This window comes from Arthrobacter arnarulunnguaqae (assembly GCF_051262515.1).
GTDB lineage: Bacteria > Actinomycetota > Actinomycetes > Actinomycetales > Micrococcaceae > Arthrobacter_N.
Genome location: NZ_JBIMER010000002.1, coordinates 308,209 through 323,118 on the forward strand (window position 1 = coordinate 308,209; position 14,910 = coordinate 323,118).

At 69.8% G+C, this 14,910-nt stretch carries 10 protein-coding genes; 6 read left to right on the forward strand and 4 right to left on the reverse strand.

Annotation, left to right across the window (positions count from 1 at the left end):
- The first annotated feature begins 31 nt into the window (after positions 1-31).
- From glnA (ACHAAJ_RS03620) to ACHAAJ_RS03630, 3 genes are read left to right on the forward strand one after another with little or no spacing between them, the layout of a single operon-like run.
- Positions 32-1,369, forward strand: a complete 1,338-nt coding sequence (gene glnA / locus ACHAAJ_RS03620) for a type I glutamate--ammonia ligase (protein WP_435726549.1) — start codon at positions 32-34, stop codon at positions 1,367-1,369.
- A 9-nt stretch (positions 1,370-1,378) separates the two neighbouring features.
- Positions 1,379-4,387 (forward strand): bifunctional [glutamine synthetase] adenylyltransferase/[glutamine synthetase]-adenylyl-L-tyrosine phosphorylase, encoded by a 3,009-nt coding sequence (locus tag ACHAAJ_RS03625; RefSeq protein WP_435726550.1) that lies wholly within the window; start codon positions 1,379-1,381, stop codon positions 4,385-4,387.
- Between the two features lie 37 nt (positions 4,388-4,424).
- Complete coding sequence (locus tag ACHAAJ_RS03630) at positions 4,425-4,754, forward strand: cupin domain-containing protein (RefSeq protein WP_435726551.1); 330 nt, start codon at positions 4,425-4,427, stop codon at positions 4,752-4,754.
- A 60-nt stretch (positions 4,755-4,814) separates the two neighbouring features.
- Here the strand turns inward: ACHAAJ_RS03630 and glnA (ACHAAJ_RS03635) are convergent, their stop codons facing one another.
- Positions 4,815-6,239, reverse strand: coding sequence for a type I glutamate--ammonia ligase (gene glnA / locus ACHAAJ_RS03635; RefSeq protein ID WP_435726552.1), 1,425 nt, complete (start codon positions 6,237-6,239; stop codon positions 4,815-4,817).
- Between the two features lie 231 nt (positions 6,240-6,470).
- Between glnA (ACHAAJ_RS03635) and ACHAAJ_RS03640 the strand changes: the two genes are divergently transcribed.
- A complete protein-coding gene (locus tag ACHAAJ_RS03640; RefSeq protein ID WP_435726553.1) occupies positions 6,471-6,905 on the forward strand; it encodes an RDD family protein in 435 nt (144 codons plus the stop codon).
- 90 nt (positions 6,906-6,995) lie between these two features.
- Here ACHAAJ_RS03640 and ACHAAJ_RS03645 read toward each other — a convergent pair whose 3' ends face one another.
- The 3 genes from ACHAAJ_RS03645 to lipB are packed head-to-tail and all read right to left on the reverse strand — an operon-like array spanning position 6,996 to position 9,463.
- On the reverse strand, positions 6,996-7,757 hold the full coding sequence (locus ACHAAJ_RS03645; protein WP_435726554.1) for a DUF4191 domain-containing protein: 762 nt from the start codon (positions 7,755-7,757) through the stop codon (positions 6,996-6,998).
- 30 nt (positions 7,758-7,787) lie between these two features.
- Positions 7,788-8,792 (reverse strand): lipoyl synthase, encoded by a 1,005-nt coding sequence (gene lipA / locus ACHAAJ_RS03650; protein WP_435726555.1) that lies wholly within the window; start codon positions 8,790-8,792, stop codon positions 7,788-7,790.
- Positions 8,789-9,463, reverse strand: a complete 675-nt coding sequence (gene lipB / locus ACHAAJ_RS03655) for a lipoyl(octanoyl) transferase LipB (protein ID WP_435726556.1) — start codon at positions 9,461-9,463, stop codon at positions 8,789-8,791. Before lipB ends, lipA begins: the two co-directional genes overlap by 4 nt.
- 103 nt (positions 9,464-9,566) lie before the next feature.
- Between lipB and ACHAAJ_RS03660 the strand changes: the two genes are divergently transcribed.
- Both ACHAAJ_RS03660 and ACHAAJ_RS03665 read left to right on the forward strand, forming a co-directional pair.
- Positions 9,567-11,135, forward strand: coding sequence for a serine/threonine protein kinase (locus ACHAAJ_RS03660; protein WP_435726557.1), 1,569 nt, complete (start codon positions 9,567-9,569; stop codon positions 11,133-11,135).
- Between the two features lie 29 nt (positions 11,136-11,164).
- Positions 11,165-14,851, forward strand: coding sequence for a S41 family peptidase (locus ACHAAJ_RS03665; RefSeq protein ID WP_435726558.1), 3,687 nt, complete (start codon positions 11,165-11,167; stop codon positions 14,849-14,851).
- Positions 14,852-14,910 lie beyond the last annotated feature (59 nt).

Sequence of the window (14,910 nt, forward strand, 5' to 3'; positions counted from 1 at the left end):
AATGCATTCCACCGTGGAAGGAGTCCCGCACGTGGACCGTCAGCAGGAGTTTGTCCTCAGGACCATCGAGGAGCGGGACGTGCGGTTCGTCCGCCTCTGGTTCACCGACGTCGTCGGATCCCTTAAATCCGTCGCCCTGGCGCCGGCCGAGGTGGAGGGCGCCTTCGAGGAGGGGCTCGGCTTCGACGGCTCGTCCATCGAGGGGCTCTCGCGCATATTCGAGTCCGACATGCTCGCGCAGCCGGACCCGTCCACGTTCCAGATCCTCCCGTGGCGCGGGGACACGGAGCCGACGTCGCGCATGTTCTGCGACATCCTGACGCCCGACGGCGCGCCGTCGCCCGCCGACCCGCGCAACGTCCTCAAGCGACAGCTCGCCGCCGCCGCGGACATGGGGTTCACGTGCTACACGCACCCGGAAATCGAGTTCTACCTCCTGGAGTCCTCGGACATCGGAGCGGCCGGACCCGTGCCGGTGGACTACGGGGGATACTTCGACCACGTCACCGGAGGCGTCGGCCAGGACTTCCGCCGCAAGGCCGTGACCATGCTCGAGGCCGTCGGCATCTCCGTGGAGTTCAGCCACCACGAGAACGGACCGGGCCAGAACGAGATCGACCTGCGCTATGCGGACGCGCTGCAGACGGCGGACAACGTCATGACGTTCCGCACCGTGATCAAGGAAGTGGCCCTGCAACAGGGCATCTACGCCACGTTCATGCCCAAGCCGTTCTCGGACCACCCGGGCTCCGGGATGCACACGCACTTTTCCCTGTTCGAGGGGGACAGCAACGCGTTCTTCGAGGCGGGCCAGGAATACCAGCTCTCCACCACGGCCCGGCAGTTCATCGCTGGCCTGCTGCACCACGCGCCCGAGTTCACCGCCATCACGAACCAGTTCGTGAACTCCTACAAGCGCATGTGGGGCGGGGGCGAGGCCCCCAGCCACCTGTCCTGGGGCCACAACAACCGTTCCGCCCTGGTGCGCGTGCCCCTATACAAGCCCAACAAGGGCCAGTCCGCGCGCGTCGAATACCGCGGTCTGGACTCCGCGGTGAACCCCTACCTCGCCTACGCCGTCCTGCTGGGCGCCGGGCTCAAGGGCATCCAGGAGGGCTATGAGCTGCCCCCGGGGGCCGAGGACGACGTCTGGAGCCTGTCTTCGGCCGAACGCCGCGCCATGGGCCACGACCCGCTTCCCGGCAGCCTGCACGACGCCATCCGCAGCATGGAGGACTCGGAGCTGGTGGCCGGGATCCTCGGCGAGCAGGTCTTCGAGAGTTTCCTGCGCAACAAGCAGGACGAATGGCATGCCTACCGGCAGAATGTCAGTCCGTTCGAGATCAACCGCTATCTGGGCATCCTCTAGGAAAACACCATGAGCCTCACGCGCCGCCTGATCGCAGCGGGGTTCGACGACGTCGACCGCGCCAAGCGCTTCATGGAGGCGCCCGAGCTCGCCGGCGTCGACCACGATGCGCTGCTGAGGGGGTTCGCCCTGTCCGCAGACCCGGACCAGGCGCTGCTGGCGCTCGTGCGGTTGGCCGAACAGTCCCCGCAGGCCGCCTCGCTGGTGGCCCGGGGAGAGGGGGCCGTGCCGCTGTTCCGCCTCCTGGGCGCGTCCGAGGCGCTGGCGGAGTTCCTGGTCCGGCACCCGGAGCACGTCGGTCTCCTGGACCGCGCGCCCGATCCGAGCCCCGAGGCCACGCCCGCCGAACGCCTGCGCGCGGAACTGATGGAAGCGGTCGGGGCCGATCCGGCGTCGGACCGTCCGCTCGTCCCCACCGCCGGAAAGGAAGCATACGCGGCCCTGCGCGTAGCCTACCGAAGGTGCCTCACCGACCTCGCCATCCGCGACGTGTGCGCCGCCGACCCCCTTGCCGTCATGCCCTTGGTGGGCCGCGAGCTGGCCGACCTTGCGGCCGCCGCCGTCGACGCCGCGCTGGCCGTTTCGCGCACCGAGGCCCAGGAGCGTTTCGGGGCGGCCGACGTCGCGGCAGTGCGGCTGGCCGTCATCGGCATGGGCAAGTGCGGTGCCGGCGAGCTGAACTACATTTCCGACGTCGACGTCGTCTACGTCCACGCGGCCGACGGGCTCGACGAGAACACCGCCGCGAGCATAGCGGCGGCGCTCGCGTCGGGGATCGCCCGGGCCGTCGGAACGGCCGGCATCGAGCCCGGCCTGTGGGAGGTGGACGCCAACCTGCGGCCCGAGGGCAAGGACGGCGCGCTGTCCCGGACCCTGGAATCGCACGTCGCCTACTACCGGCGCTGGGCGCAGAGCTGGGAGTTCCAGGCGCTGCTCAAGGCCCGGCACATCGCGGGCGACGCCGAACTCGGACGCGCCTACGAGGAGGCCGTCGCGCCGATGATCTGGGCGTCGTCGGAACGCGACAATTTCGTGGAGTCCGTGCAGGCCATGCGCCGGCGGGTCACCGACAACATCCCCGACCACGAGGCGGGACGGCAGCTCAAGCTCGGACCGGGAGGCCTGCGGGACGTCGAGTTCACCGTCCAGCTGCTGCAACTCGTCCACGGGCGCGTGGACGAGGACATCCGCGTGCGGGACACGACGACGGCCATCGCCGCGCTGAGCGACGCGGGCTACATCGGCCGGTCCGACGCCGCGGAGTTCGACGCGGCCTACCGCTATCTCCGCGTGCTCGAGCACCGCATCCAGCTGGTGCAGCTGCGGAGAACCCACCTGATGCCGGTCCGGGACCCCGCGCTCCGGGCGCTGGCCCGCGCGTCGCAGGGCACCGCCGCGCGGACCCGGCCCACCGCGGCAGAACTGCAGGAGCAGTGGCAGCGCACGAAGAAGTCCGTGCGGAGGCTGCACGAGCGCATCTTCTACCGGCCGCTGCTGGCGACGGCCGCGAACCTGAGCACCGACGAGGTGCGCCTGACCGCGGGCGCCGCCGAGGCGAGGCTCAAGGCCCTGGGATACGTCGATCCACGGGGTGCCATGCGGCATATCGAATCGCTGACTTCCGGGGTCCGCCGTCGCGCGTCCCTGCAGCGCCAACTGCTGCCGATCCTGCTCGGCTGGATCGCGGACGGCGTCGACCCCGACGCCGGCCTGCTCGGTTTCCGCCGACTGAGCGAGGCGTTGGGGGAGACCCACTGGTATCTGGGGATGCTGCGTGATTCGAGCGCCGGCGCCGAGCGGCTGTGCCATGTGCTGTCCAACAGCCGGTTCATCACCGACCTGTTGGAGGTGTCTCCGGAGTCGGCCGCCTGGCTGGGCGACGACAAGGAACTCAAGCCCATGCCCTTCGAACAGCTCTGGCAGGAAAACGCGGCCAAGATGCGGCGCAATCCGCGTCCCGATGCCGCCATGCGCCTGGTGCGGCTGAACCGGCGCCGCGAGATGCTGCGCGTGGCGCTGGCCGATTCGGCCGGCATGGTCGACGTCGACACGGTGGGCAGGGCCCTCTCGGACGCGGACCGGGCGGCTGTCCTCGGAGCGTTGCGGGTGGCGGAAACGGAGGAGTTCGAGACCACACCGCGACGGACGGATCTGCTGGTGGTGGCCATGGGCCGCCAAGGTGGCAGGGAAATCGGCTACGGCTCCGACGCCGACGTGATGTTCGTCCACCGCCCCCGCGACGGCGCGGGTGCGCAGGAGGCCCAGGAGCAGGCGCTGCGTGTCGTCACCCGGCTCGGCCAACTGCTCACCCAGCCTCTGAAGCCCGCCGTCCAGGCCGAACCCAAGCTGGTCGTCGACGCCGCCCTGCGGCCGGAGGGCAAGCAGGGTCCCCTGGTCCGCTCGCTGGAGGCATACCGCGAGTACTACGAACGCTGGGTCCTGGTCTGGGAAAAACAGGCACTGCTGCGCGCCCGGCCGATCGCCGGCGACGACGCGCTGGCCGAGGACTTCATGGCGCTCGTCGACGGCGTGCGCTACGGATCGGATATCGGGGAGCTGGAAGTGCGGGAGATCCGGCGGATCAAGGCGCGCGTCGAAGCCGAGCGGCTTCCGCGCGGGGCGGATCCCGCCCGGCACGTGAAACTGGGACGTGGCGGCCTCAGCGACGTCGAGTGGCTGGTCCAGCTGCTGCAGCTGCAGCACGCCGGCGAGCACCCGGCCCTGCGCACGACCGGGACCCGCGAGGCGCTGCGCGCCATCGCCGCGGCCGGAATCCTGCCGCTGGAGGACGTGGAACTGCTGGACCGCGCCTGGGTGCTGGCGACGCGGATCAGGAGCGCCACCCTCGTCTGCACAGGCCGCGCATCGGACGTGCTGCCGCGCTCTGGACTGGAGCTCGAGGCCGTGGCACGCTGGTGCGGCTACCCGCGGGGCGATGCAGGCCGGATGGAGGACGACTACCGGAAGTCGGCCCGCCGCGCGCGGCAGGTCTTCGAGAAGCATTTCTACGGATTCTGACGGGCGGCACACGTCGCCGCGGACACGAGGAGCGCACATGCACGTCACCAAGGCAGAACTGGACGATCTCGCGCGCGAGCACCTGGCGAAGGCCGCGACGGCCCCGCACGGGCGCAGCGCCCACGCCGTGTTGAGGGACGGACGCCTGCGGCACACGCTGATGGCCCTCGACACCGGCGCCGTGCTCGGCGACCACGACAAGCCCGAGTCCGCGACGCTGCTGGTGCTCCAGGGGAGCGTCACCGTGTCATGGGACGGCGGCGAGCAGCGAGTCGACCACGGCGGTCTGTTCGTGCTGCCGAACGCGGTCCACAGCGTGAGGGCCGAGTCCCCGGCGGTGTTCCTGCTCAGCACGATCGCCGGATAAACGACGGCGGGGCCGCACCTTCGTGGAGAAGGTGCGGCCCCGCCGTCGTGCCGGTGGTGACTAGCAGCCGTAGTAGAGCTCGAACTCGTACGGGTTCGGGCGCAGCGACAGCGGCTTGATCTCGTTCTCGCGCTTGTACTCGATCCAGGTCCGGATCAGGTCCTCGGTGAAGACATCGCCGGCGAGCAGGAATTCGAAGTCCTCCTCGAGGGCCTCCAGCGCCTCCTCGAGGGACCCGGGGGCCTTCTGGATGTCCTTGGCTTCTTCGGCCGGGAGCTCGTAGAGGTCCTTGTCGATCGGGTCGGACGGCTCGATGCGGTTCTTGATTCCGTCCAGGCCGGCCATCAGCTGCGCGGCGAACGCCAGGTACGGGTTGGCCGAGGCGTCCGGGGCGCGGAACTCGATGCGCTTGGCCTTGGGGTTCGAGCCGGTGATCGGGATGCGGATGCCGGCGGAGCGGTTGCCCTGCGAGTACACCATGTTGACCGGGGCCTCGTAGCCCTTGACCAGGCGCTTGTAGGAGTTCACGGTCGGGTTGGTGAAGGCCAGGACGGCGGAGGCGTGCTTAAGCAGGCCGCCGATGTACCAGCGCGCGACGTCGGACAGGCCGGCGTAGCCCTTCTCGTCGTAGAACAGCGGGTCGCCGTTGGACCACAGCGACTGGTGGCAGTGCATGCCCGAGCCGTTGTCGCCGAAGATCGGCTTCGGCATGAACGTTGCGGACTTGCCCCAGGCGTCGGCGACGTTCTTGACGATGTACTTGAACTTCAGCAGGTCGTCGGCCGAGTGCGTCAGGGTGTTGAACCTGTAGTTGATCTCCGCCTGGCCGGCGGCGCCGACCTCGTGGTGGGAGCGTTCGACCTCGAGGCCGGCGGCATCCAACTCGACGCACATGGCATCGCGCAGGTCGGCCTGCTTGTCGGTCGGGGAGACGGGGAAGTAGCCGCCCTTGAAGGGGGTCTTGTAGCCCTGGTTTCCGCCCTCTTCCTTGCGGCCGGTGTTCCACGGCGCCTCGTCCGAATCGACCTTGTAGAACGAACCCTCCGGCTTGGACTCGTACTGCACGTTCTCGAAGACGAAGAACTCGGCCTCGGGGGCGAAGAATGCGGTGTCGGCGATGCCGGTGGACGCGAGGTAGGCCTCGGCGCGCTCGGCGACGCCGCGCGGGTCGCGGTGGTACGGCTCTCCGGTGCGCGGGTTCACGATGGAGAAGTTGAAGGCCAGCGTCTTCTCGATGCGGAACGGGTCGAGGAAGCCCGTCGTCACGTCCGGGATCAACTGCATGTCGGAATCGGCAATGCCCTGGAAGCCCTTGATGGATGAACCGTCGAACAGCTGGCCGTTCACGAAGAAGTCGGCGTCCACCGTCTTGGCCGGGACATTGAAGTGCTGCTGGACACCCGGGAGGTCGGTGAACCGGATGTCGACGAACTTCACGTCTTCGTCGGCAATGTACTGGAGGACTTCGTCCGTAGTCTTGAACATCTAAAACTGCTCCTAATGGGGGCGTTAGATCCGGGCCGCGGGAGACCTGGGATCGGGCGATCGGTACCCGAAGTTGTGTCAACAATAACGAATCGGCGTTACCCGACCATGACGCAATTGTTTCCGGCACGTTACACAACGCTTTTCCATCCCGCAATGCCGTGTCCGCGCTCACGCGTGGATGTGGCGGCGGGCCGGGGTTCGACGGCGCCCCGGCGGTAGTCTGGAGCGGTGGACAGAAAAGACTTTGGATCCTGGCTCGAGGGCCCGCCGCAACTCAATTCGGAGGCCTGGCCGGGCCGGCGGTTGGGGCGACCCGAGTCCGGACAGGGGAGCGTCGCCCGGCTCGGGCGGCGGATCGGCGCCCTGAGCATCGACTGGGTTCTGGCGATGGCCCTGTCCTTCGTGTTCTTCGGCGGGGACCCGAGCGCCAATTTGGCGTTCTTCGCCGGCATGCAGATCCTGTTCGTCGGCGTGACGGGCCACTCGATCGGCCACCGCACCCTGGGCATGCAGGTCCAGCGCCTCGACGGGACGGCCGCGCGGCCGCTCGACGGCCTGTTGCGCACGGTCCTCCTTTGCCTGGTCGTCCCGCCGCTGCTCGGCGACGCGGACCAGCGGGGGCTGCACGACCGGGCGGCTAAAACCATTCTCGTGCGTATCTGACGGCCACCGCCGCACTTCTCGAGCGGACGTCGGACGCGAATGGCCCGGACCAAGCGGTCCGGGCCATTCGTCTTGTGGCGGGCAGGCGTCCTAGCGTCCGCGCATTGAACGGCGGTCGGGACGGGCCTTCATGGGATCGATGCCCTTGGGAATCGGCAGCTTGGCGCTTCCGAGCGTCGTCAGCCGCAGGTCCACGGCATGGACCTCCTGCTTGTTGAGCGCCTTCGGCAGCTTTTTCATCTTCTTGGCGACGTCGCCCAGGGCGGTCTGCCCCTCGGCGCTGCCGGCGTTGATCACGTGCATCGGAACGTTGGGGAGCACGCGGGACATGCGGCGGCGTTCGGCATCCACCAGGGGACGCACGCGCGCCGTCGGACCCTCGGCCACAAGCACGACGCCGGCGCGCCCGATCGCGAGGAACACCAGGTCCTGCGTCCGCGGGCTCACGGCCACGGGCTGGTCCTTCAGGATCCAGCCCCGGCGCAGCACGCTCATCGACGCGCCGGCCGCGCCAGGGCGGCCCTCGAGCTGCGCGAACGCCGCCTTCTCCGCCCTGCGCGAGAGGATGAAGGTCGCCGCAAGGAGACCCAGCGGGATGGAGATCAGCAACAGGGTAATCCAGTTGTTGATCAGGAGGCCGATCACCAGACCCACCGCGACGGTTCCCAGGAAGGCCAACAGCATGAGCCAAACAACGTTCGGATCGTTGCGCCGGGTCATCTGGAAGACCTGGCCGAGCTGCTTCAGCCGACCGGGTTTCTTCGGGGCCGAGTCGGCCTTGGGCTTGCGGGAAAAGAGCCTGCGTTTGGGCTTCGCGTCGTCCACGGGGGAGCTATCGGGGGTCTTGGCCATAGTGAGTCGATTCTACGCGATGGAGGCGTCTCAGCGCGCCGAGAGAAGGCTGGATGCTTCCTGGCGCGTGCTGCCGGAGCTTTCGATGTGTGCCAGTGCCTCCGGAATCGGCAGGCCCTTCTTGCGCATGGCCCCGGCCCATAGGCGGCCGGCGCGGTAGGAGGATCGCACCAGCGGACCGCTCATGACGCCGAGGAAGCCGATTTCCTCGGCCTCCTTCTGCAGGTCGACGAACTCCTGCGGCTTCACCCAGCGCTCCACCGGGTGGTGGCGTTCGGTGGGGCGCAGGTACTGGGTGATGGTCAGCAGGTCGCAGCCGGCGTCGTGCAGGTCGCGCATCGCTTCGGAAACCTCCGCCAGTGTCTCGCCCATGCCGAGGATGAGGTTCGATTTGGTGATCATGCCGTTGTTGCGGCCCTGTGTCAGCACGTCGAGCGAGCGTTCGTAGCGGAACGCCGGGCGGATGCTCTTGAACAGCCGCGGCACGGTTTCGACGTTGTGTGCGTAAACCTCGGGGGCGGACGCGCAGATCTCGTCGAGGTACTCCGGCTTGCCGGAGAAGTCGGGGATGAGCAGCTCGACGCCGGTCCCCGGGTTCAGCTGGTGGATGCGGCGGACGGTTTCCGCGTACAGCCACGTGCCCTCGTCCTCGAGGTCGTCGCGCGCCACGCCCGTGACGGTGGCGTAGCGCAGATCCATCTTCTTGACGCTCATGGCGACCTTGAAGGGCTCGGCGCGGTCCAGGGCGGCCGGCTTTCCCGTGTCGATCTGGCAGAAGTCGCACCGGCGCGTGCATTCGGAGCCGCCGATCAGGAACGTCGCCTCGCGGTCCTCCCAGCACTCGAAGATGTTCGGGCAGCCCGCCTCCTCGCAGACGGTGTGCAGGCCTTCGGACTTGACCAGCTTCTTCAATTCAACGTATTCGGGGCCGATCTCGACCTTGGCCTTGATCCACTCGGGCTTGCGCTCCACGGGAGTCGCGGAATTGCGCTGTTCGATCCGCAGCATGCGGCGGCCTTCGGGTGCGAGGGTCATGAGAGGGCTCCTTCGGTGGCTGTTGTCTTCACGGCGGGCAGCAGTTGTGCCGCCAGTTCCTCTTCGACGCGGTCGAGCACATCGGACGGCTCCACGGTCCTGCCGGCCTCGGCCGAGATCGTGGTGACGCCGGCGTCGGTGATGCCGCAGGGGATGATCTGGCCGTACGGGGCCAGATCGTTGGAGCAGTTCAGGGCGAAGCCGTGCATGGTGACGCCGTGGTCGACGCGGATCCCGATGGCGGCGATCTTGCGGTCCGGCGCGACGCCGTCGCCGAGGACCCACACGCCGGAGCGGCCCTGGACGCTGACCGCTTCGATGCCGAATCCGGCCACGACGCGAATCAACGCCTCCTCCAGGCGGTTGACGTAGTCGCGGATGCCCGCGCGGTTGCCCAGCTCGACAATCGGATAGCCGACCAGCTGGCCCGGGCCGTGCCAGGTGAGCTTGCCGCCGCGGTCCACGTCGACCACGGGCGTGCCGTCCAGCGGCAGGTCCTCGGGCTCGGTGCGTTTACCGGCCGTGTAGACGGGCGCGTGCTCGAGGAGCAAGACCTGTGGCTCGCTCGTGCCGGCGGCCACCTCCGCGTGGATCGCACGCTGGAGGTCCCATCCCGTCACATAGTCGACGAAGGAGGGCGCGAAACCAACGCGCCGGAAGTTGATGGTCATGGCGTCAAGGTTACGCTTCGGGGCCGGGAGGTTCGAATTACGTGAACGGCCCCGGTTGTGGATAACCTCTGCGGGCTTTCGGCGGCTCCGGTAGAAATGAACCATGGACTCGACACCGGTGACCCAGCGGCCCCCGATCATCGACGGCTATGTCGTGGAGCGCGAACTCGGGCGCGGCGGCACGGCGAGCGTCTACGAGGTGCGCCGCGAGAGAACGGGGGCGCTGTTCGCCCTCAAAATCGGCACGGGCACCGGCACCCGTTCCGCGGAGCTCCTGGCTCGGGAAGTGGAGGTGTTGCGCGGCATGGCACACCGGCATCTGGTGGGCGTCGAGGGAACCGCGCAGACGTCGCGCGGAGCAGGCATCCTGATGGAATACATGCCCGGTGGTTCGGTGGCCGATCTGGTGGCCGCCCGCGGGCCGGTACCGCTGGGGGAAGCCATCACCATCCTCGCACCGGTGGCGCAGGCGCTCGCGGCGCTGCACGGGGCCGGGGCCGTCCACGGCGACGTCGCCCCGGGCAACATCCTGTTCACCTCCGAGGGCATGCCGAAGCTGGGGGACCTCGGTCTGGCCTCGCTCGTGGGCCGCCCGGGAACATCGGGCGGTACGCCCGGGTTTTCCGCGCCGGTGGATCCGGGCGAGGGCAACAAATCGATCCACCCGGCGCGGGACGTCTTTTCGATCGGCGCGGTCGGTTGGTATCTGCTCACGGGGCGCACCGCCGCAAGCACCCCTCACCGCCCGCCGCTGGGCAGCCTGGATCCGACCGTTCCCGACGAGTTCGCGCGGCTCCTCGAGGACTGCCTTCAGGAGGACGAATCATTGCGGCCCTCGGCCGAGGAAGTCGCCCGGCGCGTGTTCTGCGGGACCGCCCCCGAACCGGTCGGGCTGACGGAGTCCGTGCATCCGGAAGCCATGGGGCACATGGTGACGCAGATGGCCGACCGCGGGAAGCGTGTGACCAGGCGCTCCCGTTTAAGCCGCCGGGCGGCGCCCACTCCGGTCTGGGTGCGGAAGGCGAGCGGCGGTCCCCGGCCGTCGAACGGTCTCGGGGTCCGGCTGGGCGTGGCCGTGGCGGTGACTCTTCTCCTGCTGGCGGGCGCCGCGACGTGGTGGGTTGGCCGGCCGGGGCCCACCGAGGGCACGGTGTCCGGCGAAGGGCCGGCGCCGACCGCGTCGCCGGCTGCCGGAACGGGGACCCCTCCGGCGGGTGACGCCGCGGCCTCCGGCACCGTCCGTGCCTCGCCGTCACCCGGTACGACCCCGGGCGTCCCGGAGGATCCGGCACGTGCCGCCGTCGCGCTGGCCGCCCAGAGGGACGCCGCGCTGTCCCGCGCGGACGGGGCGGCACTGCGCCGGATCCACCATCCCGACGGAACGTCGCTGGCGGCCGACTCCGAGACCGTTAGCGCGCTGGAGGCCGACGGCATCCGGTACGACGGGCTGGTGACCGAGCTGACCGACGTCGAACCCGGTTCCGGAGCCGCGTCCGGGACGGTGGAGGTCGCGGCGACCAGCACCATGTCGCCGTACCGCGTCGTCGACGCGGAGGGCCGTACCGTGGCCACGGAGACGCGGGAAAAGGTGCAGCATGTGGTGCTGGAACTGCGGAGGTCCCAGGGGCGTTGGATGATCTTCCGCGTGGTGCGGGACACCGGCGGCGCGTAGGCCGGCCGCTGGCTGGATAGGATCGGAGAATGGAGCCCACTAGCTATCTGCGCTACCCGCACATTGCCAACGACCTGGTCACGTTCGTCGCCGAAAACGACGTCTGGATCGCCCCGCTGACCGGCGCCCGCGCGTGGCGCATTTCCGGGATGGGCCTGCCGGCGCGCGGTCCGCGGTTCACCCCGGACGGATCCGCCCTTGTCTGGAGCGTCCTGCAGGGCAGCGCCCCGGAGATCGTCACGGCAGGCACGGACGGTGGGGGATACCGCCAGCTCACCCACTGGGGACAGCCCAGCACGCGTGTGCGTGGCTTCACCCCCGAAGGCGACGTCCTGGCCGTCAGCGCCCACGGACAGGCGGACGGCCGGCACACCTGGGCGCGCGCGCTCCCGCTCGACGGCGGTCCCTCCCGCATCCTGCCCCTCGGTCCGGTGGACTCCGTGGTCTGGGGGCCCAGCGTCGGCGACGACCGGCCTGTTGTCCTGGGCACGGCGCTGAGCCGGGAACCCGCGTACTGGAAGCGGTACCGGGGCGGTGCCGCCGGCAAGATCTGGATAGACCGCGACGGCGGCGGAGACTTCGGGCGACTCGTCCCGGAACTGGACGGCAACCTGTGCGATCCGGTCTGGGTGGGTGGACGGATCGCGTTCCTCTCGGACCACGAGGGCTACGGGAACGTCTACTCCGTGTTCCCGGACGGCTCGGACCTGCGGCGGCACACGGACCACGAGCAGTTCTACGCGCGGCACCTTTCCAGCGACGGCGAACGCGTGGTGTACGAGCACCGCGGGCGGCTCTTTGTCTTGGACACGCTGGACGGCGAGGCCCGCCGCCTGGAGATCACGCTTGGATCCGCCGGCCACGGGCGGCGCCGGCAGACGCTGGCGCCGGCGCGGCACCTCAACGCGGCCGTCCCGGACAGGGAGGGTGTGGCCAGCGTTGTGGAAACCCACGGGACGCTTCACCTGCTCAAGCACCGCGACGGCCCGTCGCACGCCATCGAGGCGACCCCGGGCGTCCGCGGACGGTTGGGCCGGATGCTCGGCGGCGCACACGTCGGCTACATCGCGGACCGCGGCGGCGAGGAGGCCCTGTTCGTTCGCGATGTCGCGACCGACGCCTTCTTCGGCGCCCACGGACCGATCCCCAGCGCGCTCGAGGACGACTCCGCGCCCGGCGCCTCCGATGCGCCCGGCGCCCGAGCAATGTTCCGCGGCGTCCAGGGCCACGAGCCGGTGGAGCCCAATGGATCCGACACTCTGGCCGCCGCTGAAGACGAGGATGCTGGGGTCCTGCCCCAACCGGTCAGTGCCACGGCGGTCACCGGCGCGGCTGCCGGCGAGCCCGCGCCGGCGCGGGTGCCGGACGTGGAAGCGCCCTCCCGCGACGGCGACGAGGGACAGGTCGACGAGGGACGCGACGACGGGGAACACGGCGACGGCGGCCGGTCCGCGACCACGCCGACGGAACACGATGGCGAAGCCGCCCCGGCCGACTGCCTCCGCCGGATCCAACTGCCCTGCCGCGGTCGGGTGCGCAGCATGGAGTCGAGCCCGGACGGCCGGTGGCTGGCGATCGGGTCCGAATACGGCGAGGCCTATCTGCTGGACGTCGATGGCGGGCAGTGGCGGGAACTGTGCGCCACCGATTTCGGCGGCATCACCGACCTCAGCTTCTCCCCGGACTCCGGATGGCTGGCGTGGATCGAACCCGTGACCGCGTTCGAGGGCCGAAGCCGCATCATGCTGACATCCACCACCGAACCGGAACGTGGAGCCGTCCAGGTGACGGACGCGCGCTTCCACGACCACTCGCCGTCGTTCACGCACGACGGCCGCTACCTGGCGTTCCTCTCGGAGCGCAGTTTCGACCCGGTGTACGACACCCATAGTTTCGACCTGAGCTTCCCGGCGTCGACCAAGCCGTTCATGGTCGCCCTGGCCGACGCCACGCCCAGCTTGTTCGGCCCGTCCGTGTACGCGGCGGACGCGGGCCCGGGCGACGTGCCGGGCGGAACCGCGTCCGTGGACGCCAAGCCGGCGGGAGAAGGCGCCGCGGACGGACCGGCGAAGACCGTCGTCGTGGAAGACGGGATCGGCCAGCGGCTGTTTGCGGTGCCGGTGGCACAGGGCCGCTACAGCCGGCTCGTGGCCGTGGAGAAGGGGCTGCTCTGGCTGGTCGACGAGTCCACCGGCGTGACCGGTGACGGGCGCGGCCCCGACGCGGAGGCCCCCGCCCTGCGGCTCGAGCGTTTCTCGTATGCGGACCGGAGCGTCAACACCCTGGTGCCCCGGCTGAAGCAATACCGCGTGAGCGGCGACAAGCGCCGACTCGTGTTCGTCGACGGGCAACAGGTGCGCAGCGTGCCGGTGGACCGCCCGCTGGACCCGTCCTCGCCGGATGCGCACACGCTGGACCTGAACCGCATCCGGGTGGAACTCGATCCGGCCAAAGTCTGGGAGCAGGCGTTCACCGAGGCCTGGCGGCTGCAGCGCGACTTCTTCTGGACCGCCGACATGGCCGGGCTGGACTGGCCCGCCATCGCGGAAAAATACCGGCCGCTCATCGCGCGGCTGGGTAGCCACGACGACCTCGTCGACATCCTGCTGGAGATGCACGGCGAGCTGGGCACGTCCCACGCCTACGTCTCGCCGTTCGCCGCCACCGAGCCCGGCGCCGGGCGCCAGGGTCTGCTCGGCGCGGACCTGGAGCGAGTGGACGGGGTCTGGCGCATCGCCAAGGTGCTGGAGGGGGAGACCTCCGATCCACAGGCGTATTCCCCGCTGACGGCACCGGGTGTTGCGGTGCGCGCGGGGGACGCCATCCTCGCCGTCGACGGGCAGCGGACCCCGCACGACGGCGGTCCGGACCTCCTGCTCAAGGGTGCAGCGGGACGCACGGTGGAGCTGACCATCGAGGGCGGACCGGACAGCCGCAGGCCGGGCGAGGTGCGCCGCGTCGCCGTCGTGCCCGTGCGAGACGAACAGCGCCTGCGCTACCAGAATTGGGTCGCGGGAAACCGGCGCACCGTCCGGACGGCGTCGCAGGACGCGTTCGGGTATCTGCACATCCCAGATATGGCGGCGCACGGATGGGCCCAACTGCATCGGGATCTGGACACCGAGACCGAGCGCGACGCGCTGATCGTGGACGTCCGGCGCAACCGCGGCGGGCATACCTCGCAACTCGTCGCCGAGCTCATCGGGCGCAAGGTGACGGCATGGACCATGGCCCGGGAAACTCGCACGGGCACCTACCCCTCCAGCGCCCCGCGCGGACCGGTGGTGGTCATCGCCGACGAATGGGCTGGCTCCGACGGAGACATCATCACTCAGGTCGCAAAGCTGCGCGCCATCGGACCGGTGGTCGGGATGCGCACGTGGGGCGGGGTGGTGGGGATCGACAACCTGTTCGACCTGGCCGACGGCACCAAGGTGACACAGCCGCGGTATGCGACGTGGTTCGTTGGGGGCGTGGGCTGGGGTCTGGAGAACCGCGGGGTCGATCCGGACATCGAGGTCCCCTACCCGCCGCACGCCTACGCGGCCGGGGAGGACCCCCAGCTGGAGCAGGGCGTCGCCGTGCTCAAGGAGATGCTCCGCGAGATTCCCACCCAGCAGCCGCCGCGGCTCGCGGGATACCGTTCCCTGCAGCCGGCGCCGCTCCCGCCCCGCCCGCAGGACGTCCAGCCGACGACCGCCGCCGACGTGCCGTAACGGCACAGTCGACGCGAAGGAGCCCGTCCCGGCACGTGGCCGGAGGCGGGCTCCTGGTC